Here is a 19,458-nt window from a genome sequence, read left to right as displayed (position 1 = left end):
CACGCCGGTGCCAGGGGGCTGACGGACCGCTACCGGCTCAGGCGAGGCCGGTGCGGTGTGCCGTGCGACCGGATATCTGCACGCGGTCGATCGCGCCGGTGGCGGGGTCGCGGTGGAAGCGTCCGCCGGGCTCGGGGCGCCCGGTGCCCGGGTCGACCAGATCGCACGAGAGATCGGGGTAACAGCGCAGGGGTATCGGCAGGTCACCGTCGACGGACAGGGTCGGCGAGCCGTCGGGCTCGAGCGCGACGCGGTACCGGGTGCCGCCGTTGACGTAGGTGCCCGCACACTCGGGCAGGCCGACGGCGTCGGCCAGATCCACGGGCGCGATCGCGGCCGGCACCCGAACGCCGGCGATGCGGGCCAGGTCGTCGGCGAGGTCACGCCAGAGCGCGGTGGCGGCGCCGGCGTTGCCCGTGAAGGCGACCACCACGCCGCTGTCCGGTTCGGCCCGCAGGTGGCAGGAGGTCCCCTGGGCGTTGCCGTCGTGGCCGTACCAGAGCTGGTCGTCCTGCCGGTAGAGGGCCAGGCCCAGCCCCCAACCGTCCGCGAGGGCACCCGGACGGGCGGCGGACTGCGGGCGGCGCATCTCGACGGCGACGGCGGAGGGCAGGACCGCGGTCCGGCCGGCCAGGGCGCTGCCGAGCGCGCCGAGGTCCGCCGCGCTGGCCAGCAGCGCTCCGGCCGGTGCCTCCAGCGGGGCCAGGTTCTGCTGGACCGGGCGCACCCGGCCCGTCGCGGTGTTGAGCGCGTGACCGGCGGCGACCGGACGGCCGGAGGCCTTCGTGCCGACGAAGGCGGGTGCGGTGCCCAGGGGTTCGAGGAGCAGGGCGCGCACGGCTTCGTGCCACGGCATGCCGGTCACCGTCTCCACCAGGCGGCCGGCGGCGACGTAGCCGGCATTGGAGTAGGAGAAGTCGCTTCCGGGCGGGAACAGCGCGTCCCGGGCGGTGCACACGGACGACAGGTAGCGGGCCACGGTGGACCGGGCGGCGGTGTCGGAGTCGGGGCCGGTGGGCAGGCCGCCGGTGTGGCTCAGGAGCTGGCGAATCGTTACGTCCGGCACCTGCCGCAGCTCGGGGAGGTAGTCGGCGGCGGGGTCGTCCGGGTCGAGGTCACCGTCGTCGGCGAGGAGCATCACGAGGGCGGCCGTGTAGGGCTTGGTGAGCGAACCCAGGGGGACGGCGGTTTCCGGGGTGAAGGGGACACCGGTGGCGGCGTCGGCCACACCGGTGTGCAGGGCGACCACCTCCGCACCGGTGTCCACGACCAGTTGGGCGCCGGGCACCCGATGGCTGCGCGCGAGGGTGTCGAGCCGGTGCTGCAGCTCTCTCCGTAAGAGGAACGGCGCGCGCTCGCGGACCGGGGTGATGGTGTACGTCATGAGAAGGGGACTCCCGTTGACTGGTTCTCATGTGCGGGTGTGGCCGGCGGCCGCGGGTGAGCGCGGGGCCGACCGGGCGCGTGCACGCCCGTCCTACGTTCTGACGACCTCGACCGGCAGGCGACGCACGCCGATGATGACGGCCGGGTTCTGGTACGTGACGTCCTCGTAGGACGGGATCGCGAGAGCGCGGAATCGTTCCTGCAGCATGCGCAGAGCGATCCGCGCCTCCAAGCGGGCCAGCGGCGCACCGAAGCAGAAGTGGATGCCGTGGCCGAAGGACAGATGGGGATTGGGGTGGCGTGTCACGTCGAAGACGTCGGGCGCGTCGAACCGGGCCGGATCGCGGTTGGCGGCACCGAGATGGGCCACCAGCATGGTGTCGGCCGGCAGTTCGTGACCGCCGAGCACCACGGGTCGGGTGACGCGGCGTCCCAACTCGGGGAAGGGGGGCAGCCAGCGCAGCACCTCCTCGATGGCCTGCGGAAGCCGGCCGGGCTCGGCGCGCAGCGCGGCGTCCGTGCCGGGATGCCGGTCGAAGGTCACGACGGCGTTGCCCAACAGCGCGGTCGTGGTGACGTGTCCGGCGACCAGCAACAGGGCGACGAACCCGACCATCTGCTCGTCCTCCAGGCGGACGCCGTCCACCTCCGCGGTGATCAGTTTGCTGGTGAGGTCGTCCCCCGGACGGGCGCGGCGGTTGCGGATGTGTTGCAGCACGTACCCGTTCATCTCGCGGACGGTGGGGGCGATGGCTTCCAGTGCCCGTTCCAGGTCGGCCGAGTCGGCCACCTCGCCGAGCTGGTCACCGCTGAACAGGACGCTCGCCCACTCCTGGAAGAGCCGGTGCTCGTCGGACGGGATGCCGAGCAGGTCGGCGATGACGATGATGGGGAGCGGATAGGCGAGAGCGTCGACCAGGTCGAACCGCTCGTGGTCCGCGACGGCGTCCAGCAGTCGCGCGCACACGGCCTCGATGCGCGGTGCCAGCTCCTGCACGACCCGCGGGGTGAACGCCTGGCTCACCAGCGCGCGGAGTCTGCGGTGTTCCGGTGGGTCCATCCCGACGAAGTTGCCCCGCCGGAAGGTCTCGAAGTCCTCCTGGGTCGGAGTGAGGGACGAGAGGTCCGACGAGTAGGTGGCCGGATCGGCGAGCACGGTGGCGACGGTCTCGTGGTCGAGGACCTGCCACTGGCCCTGGCTGTCGCACCGCACTGGTCCTGCCTCGCGCAAGTCCCGCCAGCGCCCGGTCATTTCCTCCAAAAGAACTGAGGAGTAACCTAATTGATGGTCAGGCACCTGTCCTCCTTGGGTCACGGCTCGCGGGCATGGCTGGATCAGGCAGGGGTTCCCACCGAACGAGGCTTCGGCAGGACATGACGAATCGGGGCCACGACGGCTCCGAACGCGACGTCAGCGCTCCCCGGCGGACGGAGCCGGGCCGCACTCGGGACACACCGTCCGGACGACACGGGACTGTTCTGTGTGACGCCGCGCCGCGAGGGGCCAACGGACACCTGACGTCAGCCGGTTACCGCAGCCAGGTGGAGCACCTCAACACGCCCGCCGGCGGTCCTCCGACCCAGCCTCCGCGCTGGTCCGGCCTGGCATAGCATCCCCCTCACGATCTCTCCCACGCAACCGCTGCGCGAACCCGGCACAGCAGCCGCCACGGCCAGTGCGGACCTTGACGGTCCGGTACTCACAACGACGAACCCGCCACAGTCTTCACGGTGGGTCACTCTCTCGCAACCCCTTGAGGTTGAACGGGAAGCAACTCTCATGAGAAAGCGTCGTCTTGTCGGAGGTGAGGCGAAGGTTTCCGCTGGTCGGGACGGAACCGACAGGAGCATGGCAGTACGAGGCCGTCGGGTCGTCCCGTCGATGGCGCCGGGTGACTTCGACGGTGGGGCCGTCGGAGGACCGGGAGCCGGCCGCTCGTGACCGCGCACGAGACGGCGTGCGCGCGTCAGCCGGCCCTTCGCGGCGAGGCCGACCAGCCACCCCCGACCTCGACCGAGCCGGACTTCACGGACGGCGACACCGAGGACCGCGACACGAGGAACAGGACTACGAGGACGGCGGTGTCGTGCTGGACGGCACAGTCCCTCCGACCACCGAGGCGCCTTCGGTCCGGTGACGCGGGCCGGTCTGTCGTGACAGCCGGGCCCCGGCGGATCGCACCCGACAGCCGTCGCGAGGCCATCGGGGCTCCAGGCCGGCACCGCTCGACCGCGCCTCCTCCATCGCGGGCGAAGCATGGTGGCCGTGCGTGGTTTGGTTGCCGGCCCTCCGCTCTGGCATCATAATCAAGCGGAACCTTGTTCCGGTAACAGTGCGGAACACTGGTCCCCGGACCAGCCCGGCGACGGAGAGGACGGCGCGGTGAACGACGGCGACGGGGGCGCCAGGCGTGCGCCCCGACCCAAGCGGGCGGACGCCCGGCGCAACGAGGAGGCCCTGCTCGACGCGGCTGCCGCGATCTTCGTCAGGTCGGGCGTCGAAGCGCCGGTGCGCGACATCGCGGCCGAGGCCGGCGTCGGGACGGGCACGATCTACCGCCACTTTCCGACACGCTCGGACCTGATCATCGCCGTCTACCGGCACCAGGTCGAGACCTGCGCCGAGGCCGGTCCGGCACTGCTGGCGACCAGCGCGACTCCGCACGCCGCGCTGGGGCGATGGATCAACCTCTTCGTCGACTTCCTGGTCACCAAGCACGGACTCGCCGCCGCGCTGCAGTCCGACAACGCCGACTTCGAGACGCTGCACACCTACTTCCTCGACCGGCTCGTGCCCGTGTGCGCCCAACTGCTCGACGCCGCAGCCGACTCCGGCGAGACTCGATCCGACCTGGACGCCTACGGGCTCATGCGCGGCGTCGGCAACCTCTGCATCGGCGCGGGCAGCGATCCCCGCTACGACGCACGTCGACTGGTCGAACTCCTCATCACGGGACTACGCCTACCGCACTGAGCCGCATCCCGTCCCGCGCGACCGACTCGACCACAACCGAACACCTGCGACCGGATCCCGACATCCCCCCGGAGGGCAGGAGAGCCGACGACGCGCGCCCCCGGACCGACCGGCGGACCGACGAACTGGCGGCCCGCGCCATGCGTCCGCCGGCGAGCGCGGCATGCTCGGGCGTACTCGGGCGCACGTGACCCGGCCAGCGGTTATTACCAGCCAGTAAGTTGACTGATCATCATCTCGCACGTGGCGGTGGTGCACCCCTACGCTCCCAGTCACCACATCGCACGACCAGCCGCCCCCGGCACCGCGATCCGACCCGCTGGAGCTGCCGTGAAGCCTCCCCACCGCCGCCGAGGATGGCGGACAACCGCACTGGTTCTTCTGGGAGTCGTACTGGCCGTCGGCGGCGCGACCCCGGCCGTGGCCGTCCCCGCGACCGCGACCGCGACCGCCGTGGCGTTCCGGACCGTCGACGTCCCGATGTCGGACGGCGTGGTACTGAAGGCCGATGTCTTCACCCCGGCCCCCGGCACCCCCGGGGCCGACGCCCAGGGCCGCTTCCCCGCCGTCGTACAGCCGGCCAGTTGGGGGCAGAACGACCTGGAGTACGTGGCCCAGGGCCGGCAACTGGCCGCCGCGGGCTACGTGGCCGTCACGTACACCGTGCGCGGGTTCTGGGGCTCCGGCGGCGAGATCGACGTGGCGGGACCGCGGGACGTCGCCGACCTCTCCTCGGTGATCGACTGGACCCTCGCGCACACCCCGGCCGACCCGCGGCGGGTGGGCCTGACCGGGCTCTCCCTGGGTGGCGGCCTGGCCCTGCTGGGGGCCGCGTTCGACCCGCGGGTCAAGGCGGTGGCCGCGATGAGCGGATGGGGGGACCTGGCCGACTCGCTCGACAGCGGGCAGACCCGGCACCTGCAGGCCGCCGCCCTGCTGACCGGCATCGCCCTGCCCACCGGCCGGCAGAGCCCCCAGATGCGCCAGAACCTGGGCGACCTGTTCACCGGGCAGGACATGCCCGACGTCCTCCGGTGGGCGCGGACCCGCTCCCCCGCGAGCTACGTGGACCGGATCAACGCCAACGGCACCGCGGTCCTGCTGGCCAACGCCTGGGGCGACAGCATCTTCAACCCCAGCCAGGTCACCGCCTTCTACCAGCGCCTGACCGGGCCCAAGCGGCTCGAACTGCGCCCCGGCGACCACGCCACCCAGGAGCTGCCCAGCCTGCTGGGGCTGCCGGACGCGACCTGGTCGAGCGCACTGGCCTGGTTCGACCAGTACCTCAAGGGCCACCCGGACGCGGGCGGACGGCCGCAGCGGTCGGTGGAGCTGACGGTCCGTCCCGACGACGTCCAGGAGAGCTACCCGGACTGGTCCGCCGTCAGCACCCGCACCGAGCAGCTGCGGCTGGGCGCCGCCGACCCGTTGGGCACCGGCGCCCTCGGCGGCCCGGCCGGCACGGGCTGGCACACCTCGGTCGTCGGCGGTACCGACTCGGGCGCCGACGGCGGCGTCGTCGAGCTCTCCGGGCTGCTCGACCAGGTCGCCGCACTGCCGCCGACCGTCGTGGTCCCGCTGCTGTCCCGGTCGGCCGGGGCCGTCTGGGAGTCGGCGCCGTACCCGGCCGGAGCGCGGATCCGCGGCGCCGCGACCGTGCACACCACGGTCACCGCCAGCGCCCCGGCGGGCACCGTCTTCGGCTACCTCTACGACGTCGACGCCGCCGGCGTGGGCAAGCTGATCTCGCACGCCCCGCAGAGCTGGTCGGACCGACCACCCGGCCGGGCCTTCCCGTTGGACATCCAGCTCTTCGCCACCGGCTACGACCTGCCAGCCGGGCACCGCCTGGCACTGGTCCTGGACACCAGCGACCCGCTGTACGCCGGCGACACCCCGCTGGGCAGCCGGGTGACCTTCGACTCCCCGGCCGACGACCCCTCCCGGCTCACCCTCCCGGTGCGCTGACCACGGGCCCCCTTCGCCGGACGCCATCGGCACCGCCGAGCCGTCGGCCACCGCCGACGGTCCGCCCTGTGGTGACCGACCGCCCGCCGCCTGCGGACGGCCGGTCACCACACCTTCGGGTGATGCTCGCCGCGGCGAGCGAGCCCGGCACGGTGGCCGCGGTGGTACTCGCTACGGTTGCGGGGACCTTCCGCCCAGGGGTCATCCCCGCTTCACCCAACGGAGGACCATCGATGCGTAGCAGGATCCTGTCCGTCGCGGCCGTGACGCTCGCCCTGGCCGGTACCGTCCTGGCGGCACCGGCCCAGGCCACCGCGGTTCCCGACCGCACCCGCGACAACAGCGGCTGCAACCACGACGTCTGCATGGCCATCGACGGAACGACCGGCCAGGTGACCGTCAAGGCATGGGCCTACGACCGGACCTTCACCGGCCACTTCCAGCTGCTGCAGCCCAACGGGCACGAACTCAACGGCCGCGACGGGACGTTCGGCGCCGGCGACGTGGCCGGCGGCTCCTCGTGGCGGCTGCACGCCGACGCCGGAAAGTACTGCGTCATCGGCTGGGACGGCGTCAACGGCCACTTCGACAACATCGGAGAGCCCTGCCTCAGCCTCTGACCGGCGGGCCCGGCCCCTGCCACGCCCCCACCGCGGCCCGCGCGGTGGGGGCGGCCGCATGTCGTCCCACCGTTCACGCGCAGCCTGCTGGCGGATGTCGACACCTGGCCGAGCCGGCCGACGGGCGCCGTGGAAGGCTGACGGGTCATGAGCAGTCGTCACAGCACCAGTAGCAGCAGCCACACCGTCCACACCAGTCACACCACCACGCATCATGTGACGGTGGTGCGCCATGTCACCGTGGTGCACCACCGCGGCGTCTACTACTCCAGCACGCACGGCGCCGGCCTGGGCGGACTGATCGTGGTCCTCGTCCTGCTGATCGCCCTGGTGGCCTGGCTGGCGGTGCGCAGGTCGCGCGCCTGAGGTCCGGTGGTCCGGGAGGAGCGCCGGATCGATCGCGCACGGACCACCGGCCCGAGGCCGGGCGCCCGACGGTGCGGGCGGTGCGGGCCGGTCGGCCGGACCCGGAACGGCCCGGCCGCCGCGTCACCTCGGCGGGTCGGCGGGTCGGCGGGTCGGCGGGTCGGCGGGTCGGCGGGCTCGAGGACTTCGTGGTCACCGCCCCGGTGCCAGGTACCGGCGGCCGGCTATCTGCTCGAAGATCAGGTTGGTCCGGGTCTGTGCCACCGCCGGGTGGGTGGTGAGGTTGTCCACGACGAAGTCGCGCAGCGCCTCGGGGCCGGCGACACCGACGTGGAGCAGGTAGTCGTCGGATCCGGCCATGTGGAACACCGCCAGGACACCGGGCAGGTCGGGGGCCGTGCTCCGGAAGCTCTCGTTCTGCTCGCGGGTGTGCGCCCGGAGCCGGACCGAGATCATCGCCTGCAGCGGCAGTCCGATCGCCGCGGGATCGACCTCCGCCCGGAACCCGCGGATGATCCCGCGCTCCTGCAGCGCGCGCACGCGGGCCAGGCAGGTCGAGGGGGCGATGCCCACCGCCTCGGCGAGGGCGTTGTTCGGCGTCCGGGCGTTGTCGGCGAGGGCGCGGATGATCGCCCGGTCCACGTCGTCGATGGGCGCCCGGCGGGCCTGCGGATTATTCGGCACGCGCCAATGATCTCGGTGAATCCCGTCGATCCGCAAGACAACGGGCGCGTGTGCCGAATTTTGTTCGGAAGGTCTTCCGTCGGAGTGCCGCAAAGTTCCATCCTGACCCGCGAGCGGCGAACGCCCTCCGCCGTTCCCCGCCCTGCGGGCCGGCCGCCCAGTGACCTCGGAGTACCGCGCCCATGAGCCCGACCGCCACCTTCGCCGCCGCGCCCGCCGTCGACCCGGGGCCCGAGCTCGACGGTCGTGACTTCGAACTCCCGGCGAGCGGCCTGGACGACGCCGAGCGCCTGCGCGCCCTCGACACGGTGGACGAGTACCTGACGCGGAAGCGCCGGCACCTGGTCGGCTACCAGGCGACGCAGGACATGCAGGGCTGCGCGCTGGACCTGGCCCGGTTCATGCCGAACAACATCAACAACCTCGGCGACCCGTTCCAGAGCGGCGGCTACAAGCCGAACACCAAGGTCGTCGAGCGCGCGGTGCTCGACTACTACGCGGCGCTGTGGAACGCCAAGCGGCCGTACGACTGCTCCGACCCCGAGTCGTACTGGGGCTACATGCTCTCCATGGGCTCGACCGAGGGCAACATGTACGCGCTCTGGAACGCCCGGGACTACCTGAGCGGCAAGGCGCTGATCCAGCCCCCGACACCCCCGTTCGACGCCCTGCGGTACGTCCAGGCCGCGCCCGACCGGAGCAACCCCAACGCCCACCGCCCGGTGGCGTTCTACTCCGAGGACACCCACTACTCCTTCGCCAAGGCGGTCCGGGTGCTGGGCGTCGAGACCTTCCACGCCGTCGGCCTGGAGAAGTACGCGGACGAGTGCCCCCTGGTCGACCCCGTGACGGGGACCCGCGAGTGGCCCACCGAGGTGCCCTCCCGTCCCGGCCCCTCGGGCCGGTCCTGGGACGGCACGGGCGAGATCGACGTCGACGCCCTGGCGGTGCTGGTCGAGTTCTTCGCCGCGAACGGACACCCGATCTTCGTCAACCTCAACCTCGGCAGCACCTTCAAGGGCGCCCACGACGACGTCCGGAAGGTCTGCGAGCGCCTGCTGCCGATCTTCGAGGAGCACGGCCTGATCCAGCGCGAGGTGGTCTACGGCACGGACCCGCAGACCGGTGAGCCGCTGGTCGACCTGCGCCGGGGCTTCTGGATCCACGTGGACGGCGCCCTCGGCGCCGGTTACGCGCCCTTCGTGCGGATGGCCTCCCAGGACCCGGTGGCGTACGGCTGGACCCCTGAGGTGGAGCTGCCGGAGTACGACTTCGGCCTCACCTTGCCCACCCGGGACTTCGGCGAGCTCGACATGGTCTCCTCGATCGCGATGAGCGGCCACAAGTGGCCCGGCGCGCCGTGGCCGTGCGGCATCTACATGACGAAGGTCAAGTACCAGATCTCGCCGCCGTCCCAGCCGGACTACATAGGCGCGCCGGACACCACCTTCGCCGGCTCCCGGAACGGGTTCTCCCCGCTGGTCCTCTGGGACCACCTGTCCCGGCACTCCTACCAGGACCAGGTGGACCGGATCCGCGACGCCCAGGAACTGGCCGGCTACCTGGAGCGGCGCCTGAGGGCCATGGAGCTGGAGACGGGCGTCGAGCTCTGGCCGGCGCGCACCCCGGGCGCCATCACGGTGCGGTTCCGCAAGCCCAGCCCCGAGCTGGTGGCCAAGTGGTCGCTGTCCTCCCAGGACGTGCTGATGGTCCCGGGCGACGAGTCCACCCGCCGCAGCTACGTGCACGTGTTCCTGATGGCCTCGGTGGACCGGACGAAGCTGGACGCCCTGTTGGCGGAGCTCGCCCAGGACCCCGCCATCCTGGGCCTGCCCACCCGGCTGCCGTGACGGCTCGCCGCGGCCGGGCCCCCGTGACGCCGCCCGTACCGGCGGTTCACCCGGCCTTGCCGGTGATGTAGTCCTCGGTGGCTTGTTGTCGCGGGGTGCTGAAGATGTGCTCGGTCGGGCCGACCTCGATCAGTCGACCGGGCTCACCCGCCCCCGTCATGGTCAGGAACGCGGTGGTGTCCGCCACCCGTGCGGCCTGCTGCAGGTTGTGGGTGACGATGACGACCGTGTAGGTCTGTTTGATGTCCTTGATCAGGTCTTCGATCGCCAGGGTGGAGCTCGGGCCCAGGGCGGAGCAGGGCTCGTCCATCAGCAGGACCTCCGGCTCCACCGCCAAGGCCCGGGCGATGCACAGGCGTTGCTGCTGACCACCCGACAGCCGCCCGCCCGGCGTGTCGAGCCGGTCCTTGACCTCCTGCCAGAGCTCCGCCCTGGTCAGGGCCTGTTCGACCAGGTCGTCGTGACCGCCCCGGCCGAGTCGCCGGCCCAGGTGCAGGCCGGCGAGGACGTTGTCGCGGACCGACATCGTGGGGAACGGGGTGGGGCGTTGGAAGACCATGCCGACCCGTTGGCGGATCTCGACCGGGTTGGTCCCGCCGGTGTAGATGTCGGTGTCGTCCAACAGCACCTTGCCGGTCACGGCGGCCCCGGGGACGGTCAGGTGGATGCCGTTCATGCAGCGCAACAGGGTGGACTTGCCGCTGCCCGAAGGGCCGATGAGGGCGGTGACCTGGTGGGGTGTGATCCTCAGGTTGACGTCCGCCACCGCGGGACGGCCGTGGTAGGAGGCGGTGAGGCCGACCACGTCGATCCGGGCCGGACCGGTGGTTCGGGTGGGCGGGAGCGGGGTGGGCATCGCGGGCTCCTTGGCGGGGAGGTGGTCGGGGCCGCCGGTCTTCGGGCTCCGGAGGCCGTGCTTCAGCGGGCGCTGCGGGCGATGCCTCGGCGCCCGAGGAGGCGCGCGCCGATGCTGACCGCCAGGACGATGACGACCAGTGTGAGCGTCCCGGCCCAGGCGCGGGCCTGGGCGGTGCGGAACCCGGTGATGGCGTTGTTGAAGATCTGCAGGGAGAGCGTGGACATCCGCTGGGTCGGGTTGGTCTCGATGAACAGGTCGTTGCCCAGGATGGTCAGCAGCAGCGGCGCGGTCTCGCCCATCGCCCGGGCGATCGCGAGCATGACGCCGGTGGTGATCCCGGAGCGCGCGGTGGGCAGCACGATGGAGACGATGGTGCGGGCCTGGCTCACGCCGAGCGCGAGGCTGGCTTCCCGCAGGTCGGCCGGCACCAGGCGCAGCACCTCGGCGGTGGCCCGGGTGACGAGCGGGAGCATGATCAGGGCCAGTGCCGCCGCCCCGGCCAGCCCCGAGAAACCGAAGTTGACCACCCAGAGCGAGTAGACGAACGCGCCGGTGACGATGGACGGCAGCCCGATGAGCACGTCGGTGAGGAAGCCCGCCACCTTGGCCAGGCGGCCACCGTACTCGATCAGGTGGACGGCGGCCGCGATGCCGATCGGCACCGAGAGGGCGGTGGCGATGCCCACGGTGATCACGGAACCGATGATGCCGTTCACGAACCCGCCCCCCGCCTGCGAGGGATCGCCCGGCGGGGTCTGGGTGAGGAAGGTCGGCCCGAGGTACCTCAGTCCTTGATCGGCCACGTGGACCAGGATCCACAGCAGCACGGCGACCGCGACGGCCGCGGCGAGCGTCAGCAGCCCGGTCATCGCGGCATTGACGGCCAGGCGCTCCGGAACGCTGCGGCGAACGGGAGCCGCGGGCGGAGCGGCGGGCGGAGCGGCGGTCATCTACCCGAGGTCCTCTCCCGTGCGCCGCACGACGAGTCTGCCGAGGACGTTGACGACCAGGGTGATGACCAGCAGCCAGGTGGCGACCACCATCAGGGACTGGAGGTGGAAGGGCTCGGTGGCCTCGGTGAACTCGTTGGCGATCACCGAGGCCATGGTGGCCCCGGGGCCGAGCAGGCTCGCGGTGATCGAAAGGACGCTGTTGCCGATCACCATGGTGACCGCGATGGTCTCCCCCAGGGCCCGGCCCAGGCCGAGCACGGCCGCACCGGTGATGCCGGAGCGGGAGCGGGGAAGGATCGCCATCCGCACCATCTCCCACCGCGTCGCCCCGAGGGCAAGGGCGGACTCCTTGTCGATGGTGGGGACGGTGGCGAAGACCTCGCGGCAGATCGCGGTGATGATCGGCAGGATCATGATCGTCAGGACGATGCCGGCCACCAGGTAGGAGACCCCGAAGAAGGGGCCGGCGAAGACGGGCCCGATCACCGGGGCGTTGCCCAGGGTGTCCGACAGCCAGACGCCGGCCGGGCGGACGGCCGGGATCAGGGCGAAGACACCCCAGAACCCGTAGACCACCGAGGGAATCGCGGCCAACAGGTCGATCAGGCCGGCCAGCGGCCTGCGCAGCCAGCCCGGTGCCACCTCGGTCAGGTACAGCGCGACCGCGACCGCGACCGGAACCGCCAGTGCCATCGCGATCAGCGAGGTGACCACGGACCCGTAGACGAACTGCAGGATGCCGTACGGGTTCGGGTGCGCCGAGGAGGCGGTGGCCTCGGAGGGTGCCCACCGGTCGGAGCCGAGGAAGCTGAGGGTCCCGTAGTGGCGCAGCGCCGGCCATGCCTGCCGGACCAGGAACACGGCCGTGGTGACCAGCACGAGGATCACGAAGGCCGCCGCGGCCCTGACGGCGGCCCGGAACGCGGTGTCGCCGGCGTGCCGGGCGCGCGAGCGTCGCACCGAGGTGAAGGAGTCTGCGAGGGGGGTCATCTCTCTCCCCTGGGTCGGGCGGATCCGGCGGTGGGCGGTCCGGGAACGGGCGCCCGGCGGGCGGTGGCTACCTGATGAGGGGCTGGCCACGGACGGTCAGCTGCTCCAACTGCCCGACGGCCAGCCGCTGGAGGTCCTTGCCGAGCGGCGCGTAGTTCAGGGCGGCGGTGAGGTCCTGGCCCGCGGACAGCACCCAGCCGAGGAAGTTCGCCAGGGCGGCGGCCTTGGCCGGGTCCGTCTGGCTCCGGTAGAGCAGCGCGTACGTGGTGCCCGAGATCGGGTACGCGTCGGGGTCGCTGCCGTCGGTCAGCGACGTGTTGAGGTCCGCCGGGAACGTCACGCCGTTGACCGCTCTGGCGACGGTGGCGACGCAGGGCTGGATGAAGTTGCCCGCCTTGTTCCGCACCTGCCCGTACGTGCTGTTCTGGGCCAGCGCGTACTGCAGTTCCAGGAAGCCCAGCGCGCCCTCCGTCTGGTTGACCTGCCCGGACACTCCCTCGTTGCCCTTGCCGCCGATGCCGGTCGGCCAGGCCACCGTCTTGCCCGTGCTCCTGCTCGGACCACCGAGCGCGCTCACCCAGGTCGGGGACTCCTTGGTGAGGAAGTCCGTCCAGATGTCCGTGGTGCCGGAACCGTCGGAGCGGTGCACCACCGCGATCGGCTCGTCCGGCAGCTTCATCCCGGGGTTCAACGCGGTCAACGCCTGGTCGTCCCACTTCTTGATCTTCCCGGCGTAGATCCGGCCGAGCAGGTCGCCGGTGAACTTCAGCCCCGATGGCAGGCCGGAGAGGTGGTAGGCGGGCACGACCGCGCCGAGCAGCAGGGGGATCTGCAGGATCGGGCCCCTGGCCCTGGCCTGGTCGGCCGGGCTCAGCCCGGTGTCGCTGACACCGAAGTCCACCGTGCCCGCCAGGATCTGGGCCACCGCACCGCCCGATCCGATCGACTGGTAGGCGACCTGCACACCCGAGGACTGGCTGTAGACCTTGGTCCAGTACGACATCATCGGCGCGACGAAGGTCGACCCGGCCCCGGACAGGGAACTCGCCCCGCCGGGCAGCCGCGCGAACGGCGGCGGGTAGCCGGGCTTGGTGGCGCCGGCCTGGCCGCAGATCTGGGTCCCGAAGTCCGCGCTGGCGGCGGCGCCGGTACCGCTGGGAGAGGTGTTGCTGACGTTGTTCGTGGTGCCACAGCCGGTGGCGAGCAGCGCCGCTGCCACCACCAGGACGAGCCCGGCGAAGGCCTTGTGAGCCATGAGATCCATTCTTCCGCGGGTCGGCGCAACCGGTGCGTCACTCCACTGGCGGAGCCAGGAACGGGGACCGCGCGAGTGGTCCGATCAGCAACGAGAAGACCCAGACTCTCGCTTGCGGCGGCCCATATCCACGATCGGGGCCGGCTGCGGCGCGTGTCCACCCACTGGGCGGAACGCCGGGGACGCCCGCGGTGGACGGACGGGCGGAGCAACCCCGCGGAAGGACGGACGCGGGTGACGATCACGCTCGGGACCCGCCCGGCTCCTGGTCCGCGGGCCGGGGGCGCACCCGGGCGGCGAGGACCGCGATGTCGTCCTCCGCGCCATGGGGCACCAGGCCGTACAGGGTCTCGTCGAGCAGGTCGCCGAGGTCGCCGGCCACTGGCAGCCGCAGGTCCGCGAGCCGGGCCAGCGAGACGTCGATGTCCTCACCGCGCCTCTCCACCAGGCCGTCGGTGTAGAGGAGCAGCACCTGGCCCGGCCGGAAGCCACCGGTGACCAGCTCGTATCCGCCGACCCCGGTACCGAGGGGCGGACCGGTCGGGACCTCGACCAGTTCGGTGCCGCTGTCGGCGGTGAAGAGGGCGGGCGGGAGGTGCCCGGCGCTGGAGTACGTGCAGCGGCTGCGGGCCGGGTCCGCCAGCGCCAGCAGGCAGGTGGCCGGCCGTCCCGACTCGCTCTCGGAGACCATGGCGTCGAGCTGTCGCAGGATCCGGTGCGGCGGCAGGTCCGTCGCGGACACGTAGCGGAGCATCGAGCGGTAGCTGCTCATGTCGACGGCAGCCTCGACCCCGTGGCCCATCACATCCCCCATGACCAGCAGGGTTCGTCCGAAGGCCAGGCGGACCGTCTCGAACCAGTCGCCACCGACCATGGTGCTGGTGCCGGACGGGAGGTAGCGGGAGGCCAGTTCGAGGTTGGGGTGCGGGTTTCCCGGCTCGGCGAGCAGAGCCCGCTGGAGTTCCAGGGCGATCGTCTGCGAGTGGGTGTAGCGGCGGGCGTTGTCGATGCTGACCGCGGCGCGGCCGACCAGGTCCTGGATGATCACCACGTCCTCGTCGCTGAACTCCGGGCTGTTGCCGGCTCGGGCCAGTGACACGGTTCCGATGGCGTGGCCCCGGGCCGCGAGCGGGACGACGAGGGTCGAGTGGATTCCGGCGGCCCGGCAGGCCGCGAGCCGCCCCGCGTCCGGTGCCGAGCGGTCCGGCTCCGCGGAGAGCAGGTTCCGCACGATCGGATGGCCGGTCTCCAGGCACCGTGCGATGGCCGGGTCCTCCCGGTACCCCACGGTGCTGTCGGTCATCCCGAGGTCCCGCGCACAGCTGCGCAGGGTCGGCACGCAGGCCAGCGCGGTCCGGCGCAGCCGCAGTGCCCTGGCCCGCGGAGGTCCGTGGCCCTCCGGCAGACCGACCGGCAGGACCTCGACGGTCGCCAGGTCCGCCAGCAGTGGGACGACGAAGTCCGCCAGCTCCGCACAGGTGGTGTCGACGTCCAGGGAGGTACCGATCCGAGTGGCGGCATCGTCGAGCAGGGCGAGGCGTACGTGGGCCTGCTCCAGGTCGTGCTGCTCCTGCCGTGACTCGGTGACCTCCAGCACGACGCCGACGACGCCGAGCACCCGGCCGGCGACCTCCAACCGGTGGTAGGCACCGTGCCACCAGCGGCCTTCCTGGGCGGAGCCGGCCTCGCGGCTGCTTGTCGCTTCACGGGGCCGCCCGTCACGCAGCACCTGGCGGAGGACGTCCGCACGGCTGCCGACGCCTGGCAGCGTCTCGGCCACGGCCCGGCCGACGAGGTCGGCGGCCGACTGGCCGGTCATCCGGGCGAGGGCGGGGTTGACATAGCGGTAGCGCAGCTGCGGGTCGAAGATCGCAACGCCGAACGCCGTGCCTCCCAGCACGCTCCACAGCACCTCGTCGGTACTGCCCGCCGAGAGGGCGTCGACCGCTGCTTCCAGGAGGGCGTCCGCGTCGGGCCGGCCGGAGGCGCCGGCGCACGCCCGCCCACCTCCTCGTCTGCGGTACCGGAAGCGCATGGTCCAATCGTCGGCCCGCGACGGGTGATCCGCACCCATGCCGCTGCCAGGCCCCTCCGCGAAGCGGTCACCGGGCCGCTACCGTGCCGAGCGACATGGCACTCCCCCGGATCCGAGCGCGGTGTCACGACTGTCGATACCGGCGGGATTGCCAGCGGATGAGACGACCGTCAATACGGACGCGCGTCGAATCCGGACGCCGGCGTGGTCGAACCTCCACCGTCAACAGACCCCACCCCGCCCACGGGGGAAGGCCTGCCCGACATCGGCGCCCGCTCAGGCGCCGGGCCACTCGCCGGGGTGGTCGACCCAGTGGAGCTGCTGGGCGTCGTCGGGGTCGAGGTCAGGGCGCTCCCGCCGGAGGACCTCCTCGAACTGCTGCCGGCTGGAGCAGGCAACGACGACCGGCGTGGTCCCGGGACGCTCGATGCGCACCTGTCGATCGCGGTGGCCGGACACCAGGGCCGAGATTTCCACAGGGCGCGCCCTGTCGAGGGCTTCGTGGCTGGTCATGTGACCAGGTTCGGCCGGGACCGGCCATCGCGCACGTCGATCTGCCGGGCCGGCCCGGCGGCGCGGGCCACCGAGGGACCGGGCGCCGTGGCGGCGTCGGGGCGAAGTCAGTGCACGACTCCCGGGTTTGAGACGCCTGTTGGCGGTGAGACGACGGCCGAGGCCGTCAACCGGCCGCAGCGCGCTCCCCCTCGCGCGGCGGCCGGCTCCCGGGACGGCCTTGGGCGACCGCTCCGGGACCGGTGGCGCCACCCGGTCCCGGAGCGAGGACGCCTCTACGATCGTCGGGGGCTGCCGGACGACCTGGCGCCGCCCGTCCGACCCCGACCGTCCGACCGCCCGCCCGGTCGCACCGTCCCGGGAGGTGCCAGGCGAGTGGTCGCAAGCCGAAGGAGTTTCCATGAGCGACGTGTCACGGCTGCCCGGACCCCTCGAGCAGCACTGGAACTGGCAGTTGGACGCGGCCTGTCGCGGCGCGGACAGCAGCCTGTTCTTCCACCCGCCCGGCGAGCGCAATCCCGCCCACGACGACCGCGACACGGCCGCGAAGGCGGTCTGCGCACGCTGCCCGGTCCGCGAGGCCTGCCTGAACCACGCGCTCACGGCCCGCGAACCCTACGGCGTCTGGGGCGGGCTGAGCGAGGACGAGCGGGCCGCCGTCCTGCGCTCGCGCCGGCGCGGCCACCCGGCCCGCCACCGGGTCGCGGTCTGACCTTCGGGCCTCCGTCGCATCAGTCCCCAGCGGGCCCGGTGGGGACGACCCGGGCGATGAGGAGCGCGATGTCGTCGTGGCCGTTGGGAAGACGCAGGGCCGCCAGGAGTCGGTCGCACGTCACTTCAAGGGGCAGGTGGGTGTCGACCAACAGGCTGAGGAGGGCGTCCAGGCGGTCGTCGATGGGTTGGTCACGGGTTTCGACCAGGCCGTCCGTGTAGAGGACGAGCTGGTCGCCGACCTCCAGGTCGAGGACGGTGGCCTCGAAGGGGACGCCCCCGACGCCGAGCGGCGCTCCGGTGGGCAGGTCCAGCAGCACGGGGAAGCTGCCGGGGCGGACCAGGACCGGGGGCAGGTGGCCCGCGAGTGCGATGCGGCACTGCGCGCGGTGGGGATCGTAGACGGCGTAGACGCAGGTGGCGATGGTCTCGTCCAGCGCGCGGACGGTGCGGTCGAGGTGGTGCAGGATCGTGGCGGGGTCGAGATCGAGGTCGGCCAGGGTCCGGGTGGCGGTGCTCAGTTGCCCCATGGCGGCGGCCGCGTTGATGCCACTGCCCATGACGTCGCCGACGACGAGGGCGGTCTTGTCGCCGGCCAGTCTGACGGCGTCGAACCAGTCGCCGCCGGCCTCGCCGACGATTCCGGCGGGCTGGTAGCGGTAGGCGACCTCGAGACCGATCGATCGCGGTGGCGTACGCGGGAGCAGGTGGCGTTGCAGGGTCAGGGCCGCGTGGCGTTGGATCTGGTACCAGCGGGCGTTGTCGATGCACACGGCGGCGCGGGCGGCCAGCTCGCCCGCCAGGGCACAGTCGTCGTCGTTGAACGGCCGCGGGTTGAGGGTGCGTTTGAGGTCGAGCACGCCGAGGATCTCGCCACGGGCGATCAGCGGCACGGCGAGGTACGAGTGCAGGCCAGCGCGGCCCAGGAGGGCGGCGGCCTCGCCGTCCCGGGCGATCTGCGACAGGTCCTGGGCCTCGACCCGGGCCACCAGGATCGGCAGGCCGGTGATCGCACAGCGGGTGATCAGATGGTTGACGGCGTAGGCGGCGGTCCCGCCGGTGGGGTCGACGTCACCGGCGGGGGTGCTGGGACAAGCCCCGGCCACGGCCAGGGACCGGAAGATCGCGGGCCCGGCGCCGGTGCTCGTCGTGCCGGCGGGACGGTCGTCGAGGACCGAGTCCAGGACGTTCACCTCAGCGATGTCGGCGAGGTCGGGTATGGCGATGTCGGCCAGCTCGTCGGCGGTTCGGACGAGGTCGAGGCTGGTGCCGACGAACACCGAGGCGTGGGCGATGATGGCCAGCTGCCTCCGGGCTTCGGCGGCCTCCGAGGCCACTCGGTGCTGTTCGGTGACATCCACGACGGTGGTCGCCAGTCCGATCACCCGCCCGCCGGAGTCCTCGAGCCGGTAGTACGACGCTCTCCAGGCGTGGTCGATGCCGGGGTCGGCCTGTGTGCGGCCGATGGTGAACTGGTCCACCAGGGGTGTGCCACTGGCCAGGACCTGGCGCATCGCCGACTCGATGGCCTCGACGTCCAGGAACGGCAGCGCCTCGCGGACGGTTCGGCCGAGGTGCTTCCCGGCGGACAGGCCGTTGATGCCCTCCAGCGCCGGGTTGACCAGGACGTACCGCAGGTCGGTGTCCAGCACCGCCAACCCGATCGGTGACTGGGCCACCAGCCGCACCGACAGCGCCAGGTCCCGCTCGACGCCGCGCAGCGTCGCCTCGTCGCTGGCGAGCCCGAGGGCGTACAGGCCGCCGCGGTCGTCCAGCAACCGCATGTTGCGGAACTCCACCAGCCGGGTGGAGCCGTCCTTGTGCCGCACGGGGAAGACCCCGGCCCAGGCACCGCCTCCGGACATCACCTCGGTGAACAGTTCGAGGACCGGTTCGACGTGCTCCTCGGCGACCAGCAGCTTCGCCGCGTACTGCCCCAGCGCCTCCTTCGCGCTCCAGCCGAACAGTTCCTCGGCCTGGGGACTCCACAACGCGATCCGTCCCCTGTCGTCCAGCACCACCGCGGCCACGCTCAGCACGTCCAGCAGCCCGCCGGGTTCGAACGAAGCGACCCCGAGCGGGCCGGACGCGGGCCGGAACGCCTCGGGCGACCCCATCACCGGGCCCTCCTTCCTCTGCCCGATCGCGGTGACCGCCTCGGGCCGGATCCAGTCGCTCGCTCCGCCTGACCCTCCCTCCTCAGCCGTGTTCCCATCCTCCCCCCACACCGTTTCACCGGCAGCTTCCGGCTCTCGCACGATCCCCGGCCGTTGGAACGCTCCACGGTCCCGCGC

The 19,458-nt window shown here is 72.2% G+C and carries 16 protein-coding genes; 6 read left to right on the top strand and 10 right to left on the bottom strand.

What is annotated here, in order from left to right; all coding sequences use genetic code 11:
* Window positions 1–37: 37 nt before the first annotated feature.
* Both ACIGXM_RS15805 and ACIGXM_RS15800 read right to left on the bottom strand, forming a co-directional pair.
* Window positions 38–1,384: a serine hydrolase domain-containing protein gene (locus ACIGXM_RS15805; protein WP_396561067.1), complete on the bottom strand. Its 1,347-nt coding sequence runs from the start codon at window positions 1,382–1,384 to the stop codon at window positions 38–40.
* 93 nt (window positions 1,385–1,477) lie between these two features.
* Window positions 1,478–2,599, bottom strand: a complete 1,122-nt coding sequence (locus ACIGXM_RS15800) for a cytochrome P450 (RefSeq protein ID WP_396561065.1) — start codon at window positions 2,597–2,599, stop codon at window positions 1,478–1,480.
* A 1,170-nt stretch (window positions 2,600–3,769) separates the two neighbouring features.
* Between ACIGXM_RS15800 and ACIGXM_RS15795 the strand changes: the two genes are divergently transcribed.
* The 4 genes from ACIGXM_RS15795 to ACIGXM_RS15780 all read left to right on the top strand — a co-directional run bounded on the left by ACIGXM_RS15795 (window position 3,770) and on the right by ACIGXM_RS15780 (window position 7,314).
* A complete protein-coding gene (locus ACIGXM_RS15795; protein ID WP_396561063.1) occupies window positions 3,770–4,360 on the top strand; it encodes a TetR/AcrR family transcriptional regulator in 591 nt (196 codons plus the stop codon).
* 330 nt (window positions 4,361–4,690) lie between these two features.
* Complete coding sequence (locus tag ACIGXM_RS15790) at window positions 4,691–6,328, top strand: CocE/NonD family hydrolase (RefSeq protein ID WP_396561061.1); 1,638 nt, start codon at window positions 4,691–4,693, stop codon at window positions 6,326–6,328.
* Between the two features lie 233 nt (window positions 6,329–6,561).
* Window positions 6,562–6,948 (top strand): hypothetical protein, encoded by a 387-nt coding sequence (locus ACIGXM_RS15785; RefSeq protein ID WP_396561059.1) that lies wholly within the window; start codon window positions 6,562–6,564, stop codon window positions 6,946–6,948.
* A gap of 147 nt (window positions 6,949–7,095) precedes the next feature.
* Window positions 7,096–7,314, top strand: coding sequence for a hypothetical protein (locus ACIGXM_RS15780; protein ID WP_396561057.1), 219 nt, complete (start codon window positions 7,096–7,098; stop codon window positions 7,312–7,314).
* A 192-nt stretch (window positions 7,315–7,506) separates the two neighbouring features.
* Here ACIGXM_RS15780 and ACIGXM_RS15775 read toward each other — a convergent pair whose 3' ends face one another.
* Complete coding sequence (locus ACIGXM_RS15775) at window positions 7,507–7,998, bottom strand: Lrp/AsnC family transcriptional regulator (protein WP_396561055.1); 492 nt, start codon at window positions 7,996–7,998, stop codon at window positions 7,507–7,509.
* Window positions 7,999–8,180: 182 nt separating this feature from the next.
* Between ACIGXM_RS15775 and ACIGXM_RS15770 the strand changes: the two genes are divergently transcribed.
* Window positions 8,181–9,848: a histidine decarboxylase gene (locus ACIGXM_RS15770; RefSeq protein ID WP_396561053.1), complete on the top strand. Its 1,668-nt coding sequence runs from the start codon at window positions 8,181–8,183 to the stop codon at window positions 9,846–9,848.
* 46 nt (window positions 9,849–9,894) lie between these two features.
* Here ACIGXM_RS15770 and ACIGXM_RS15765 read toward each other — a convergent pair whose 3' ends face one another.
* From ACIGXM_RS15765 to ACIGXM_RS15740, 6 genes are all read right to left on the bottom strand, one after another.
* A complete protein-coding gene (locus tag ACIGXM_RS15765) occupies window positions 9,895–10,704 on the bottom strand; it encodes a phosphate ABC transporter ATP-binding protein (RefSeq protein ID WP_396561051.1) in 810 nt (269 codons plus the stop codon).
* 62 nt (window positions 10,705–10,766) lie between these two features.
* Entirely contained in the window at window positions 10,767–11,657 is an 891-nt protein-coding gene (pstA, locus tag ACIGXM_RS15760; RefSeq protein WP_396561050.1) for a phosphate ABC transporter permease PstA, read from the bottom strand.
* Window positions 11,658–12,650 (bottom strand): phosphate ABC transporter permease subunit PstC, encoded by a 993-nt coding sequence (gene pstC / locus ACIGXM_RS15755; protein ID WP_396561048.1) that lies wholly within the window; start codon window positions 12,648–12,650, stop codon window positions 11,658–11,660.
* Between the two features lie 67 nt (window positions 12,651–12,717).
* Complete coding sequence (gene pstS / locus ACIGXM_RS15750) at window positions 12,718–13,905, bottom strand: phosphate ABC transporter substrate-binding protein PstS (protein ID WP_396561046.1); 1,188 nt, start codon at window positions 13,903–13,905, stop codon at window positions 12,718–12,720.
* A gap of 241 nt (window positions 13,906–14,146) precedes the next feature.
* Complete coding sequence (locus ACIGXM_RS15745; RefSeq protein WP_396561044.1) at window positions 14,147–15,940, bottom strand: SpoIIE family protein phosphatase; 1,794 nt, start codon at window positions 15,938–15,940, stop codon at window positions 14,147–14,149.
* A gap of 276 nt (window positions 15,941–16,216) precedes the next feature.
* Entirely contained in the window at window positions 16,217–16,453 is a 237-nt protein-coding gene (locus ACIGXM_RS15740) for a hypothetical protein (RefSeq protein ID WP_396561042.1), read from the bottom strand.
* A gap of 400 nt (window positions 16,454–16,853) precedes the next feature.
* Here ACIGXM_RS15740 and ACIGXM_RS15735 point away from each other — a divergent pair, with 400 nt between their 5' ends.
* Window positions 16,854–17,165: a WhiB family transcriptional regulator gene (locus ACIGXM_RS15735; RefSeq protein ID WP_396561040.1), complete on the top strand. Its 312-nt coding sequence runs from the start codon at window positions 16,854–16,856 to the stop codon at window positions 17,163–17,165.
* Window positions 17,166–17,184: 19 nt separating this feature from the next.
* Here ACIGXM_RS15735 and ACIGXM_RS15730 read toward each other — a convergent pair whose 3' ends face one another.
* Window positions 17,185–19,281, bottom strand: a complete 2,097-nt coding sequence (locus ACIGXM_RS15730; RefSeq protein ID WP_396561272.1) for a SpoIIE family protein phosphatase — start codon at window positions 19,279–19,281, stop codon at window positions 17,185–17,187.
* Window positions 19,282–19,458: the final 177 nt, after the last annotated feature.

The sequence above is a fragment of the Kitasatospora sp. NPDC052896 genome, from assembly GCF_044547075.1.
Classification (GTDB): domain Bacteria; phylum Actinomycetota; class Actinomycetes; order Streptomycetales; family Streptomycetaceae; genus Kitasatospora.
Note: the sequence above shows the minus strand (reverse complement) of the source record. Positions and strands in the feature narration are given on the sequence as shown.

What these genes read in the sequence shown, in the direction of transcription:
- ACIGXM_RS15805 (WP_396561067.1), bottom strand. Translation starts at nt 1,384, where the DNA reads ATGACGTACACCATCACCCCGGTCCGCGAGCGCGCGCCGTTCCTCTTA.
- ACIGXM_RS15785 (WP_396561059.1), top strand. Translation starts at nt 6,562, where the DNA reads ATGCGTAGCAGGATCCTGTCCGTCGCGGCCGTGACGCTCGCCCTGGCC.
- ACIGXM_RS15780 (WP_396561057.1), top strand. Translation starts at nt 7,096, where the DNA reads ATGAGCAGTCGTCACAGCACCAGTAGCAGCAGCCACACCGTCCACACC.
- ACIGXM_RS15770 (WP_396561053.1), top strand. Translation starts at nt 8,181, where the DNA reads ATGAGCCCGACCGCCACCTTCGCCGCCGCGCCCGCCGTCGACCCGGGG.
- ACIGXM_RS15765 (WP_396561051.1), bottom strand. Translation starts at nt 10,704, where the DNA reads ATGCCCACCCCGCTCCCGCCCACCCGAACCACCGGTCCGGCCCGGATC.
- pstA (WP_396561050.1), bottom strand. Translation starts at nt 11,657, where the DNA reads ATGACCGCCGCTCCGCCCGCCGCTCCGCCCGCGGCTCCCGTTCGCCGC.
- pstC (WP_396561048.1), bottom strand. Translation starts at nt 12,650, where the DNA reads ATGACCCCCCTCGCAGACTCCTTCACCTCGGTGCGACGCTCGCGCGCC.
- pstS (WP_396561046.1), bottom strand. Translation starts at nt 13,905, where the DNA reads ATGGCTCACAAGGCCTTCGCCGGGCTCGTCCTGGTGGTGGCAGCGGCG.
- ACIGXM_RS15745 (WP_396561044.1), bottom strand. Translation starts at nt 15,940, where the DNA reads ATGCGCTTCCGGTACCGCAGACGAGGAGGTGGGCGGGCGTGCGCCGGC.
- ACIGXM_RS15740 (WP_396561042.1), bottom strand. Translation starts at nt 16,453, where the DNA reads ATGACCAGCCACGAAGCCCTCGACAGGGCGCGCCCTGTGGAAATCTCG.
- ACIGXM_RS15735 (WP_396561040.1), top strand. Translation starts at nt 16,854, where the DNA reads ATGAGCGACGTGTCACGGCTGCCCGGACCCCTCGAGCAGCACTGGAAC.
- ACIGXM_RS15730 (WP_396561272.1), bottom strand. Translation starts at nt 19,281, where the DNA reads ATGGGGTCGCCCGAGGCGTTCCGGCCCGCGTCCGGCCCGCTCGGGGTC.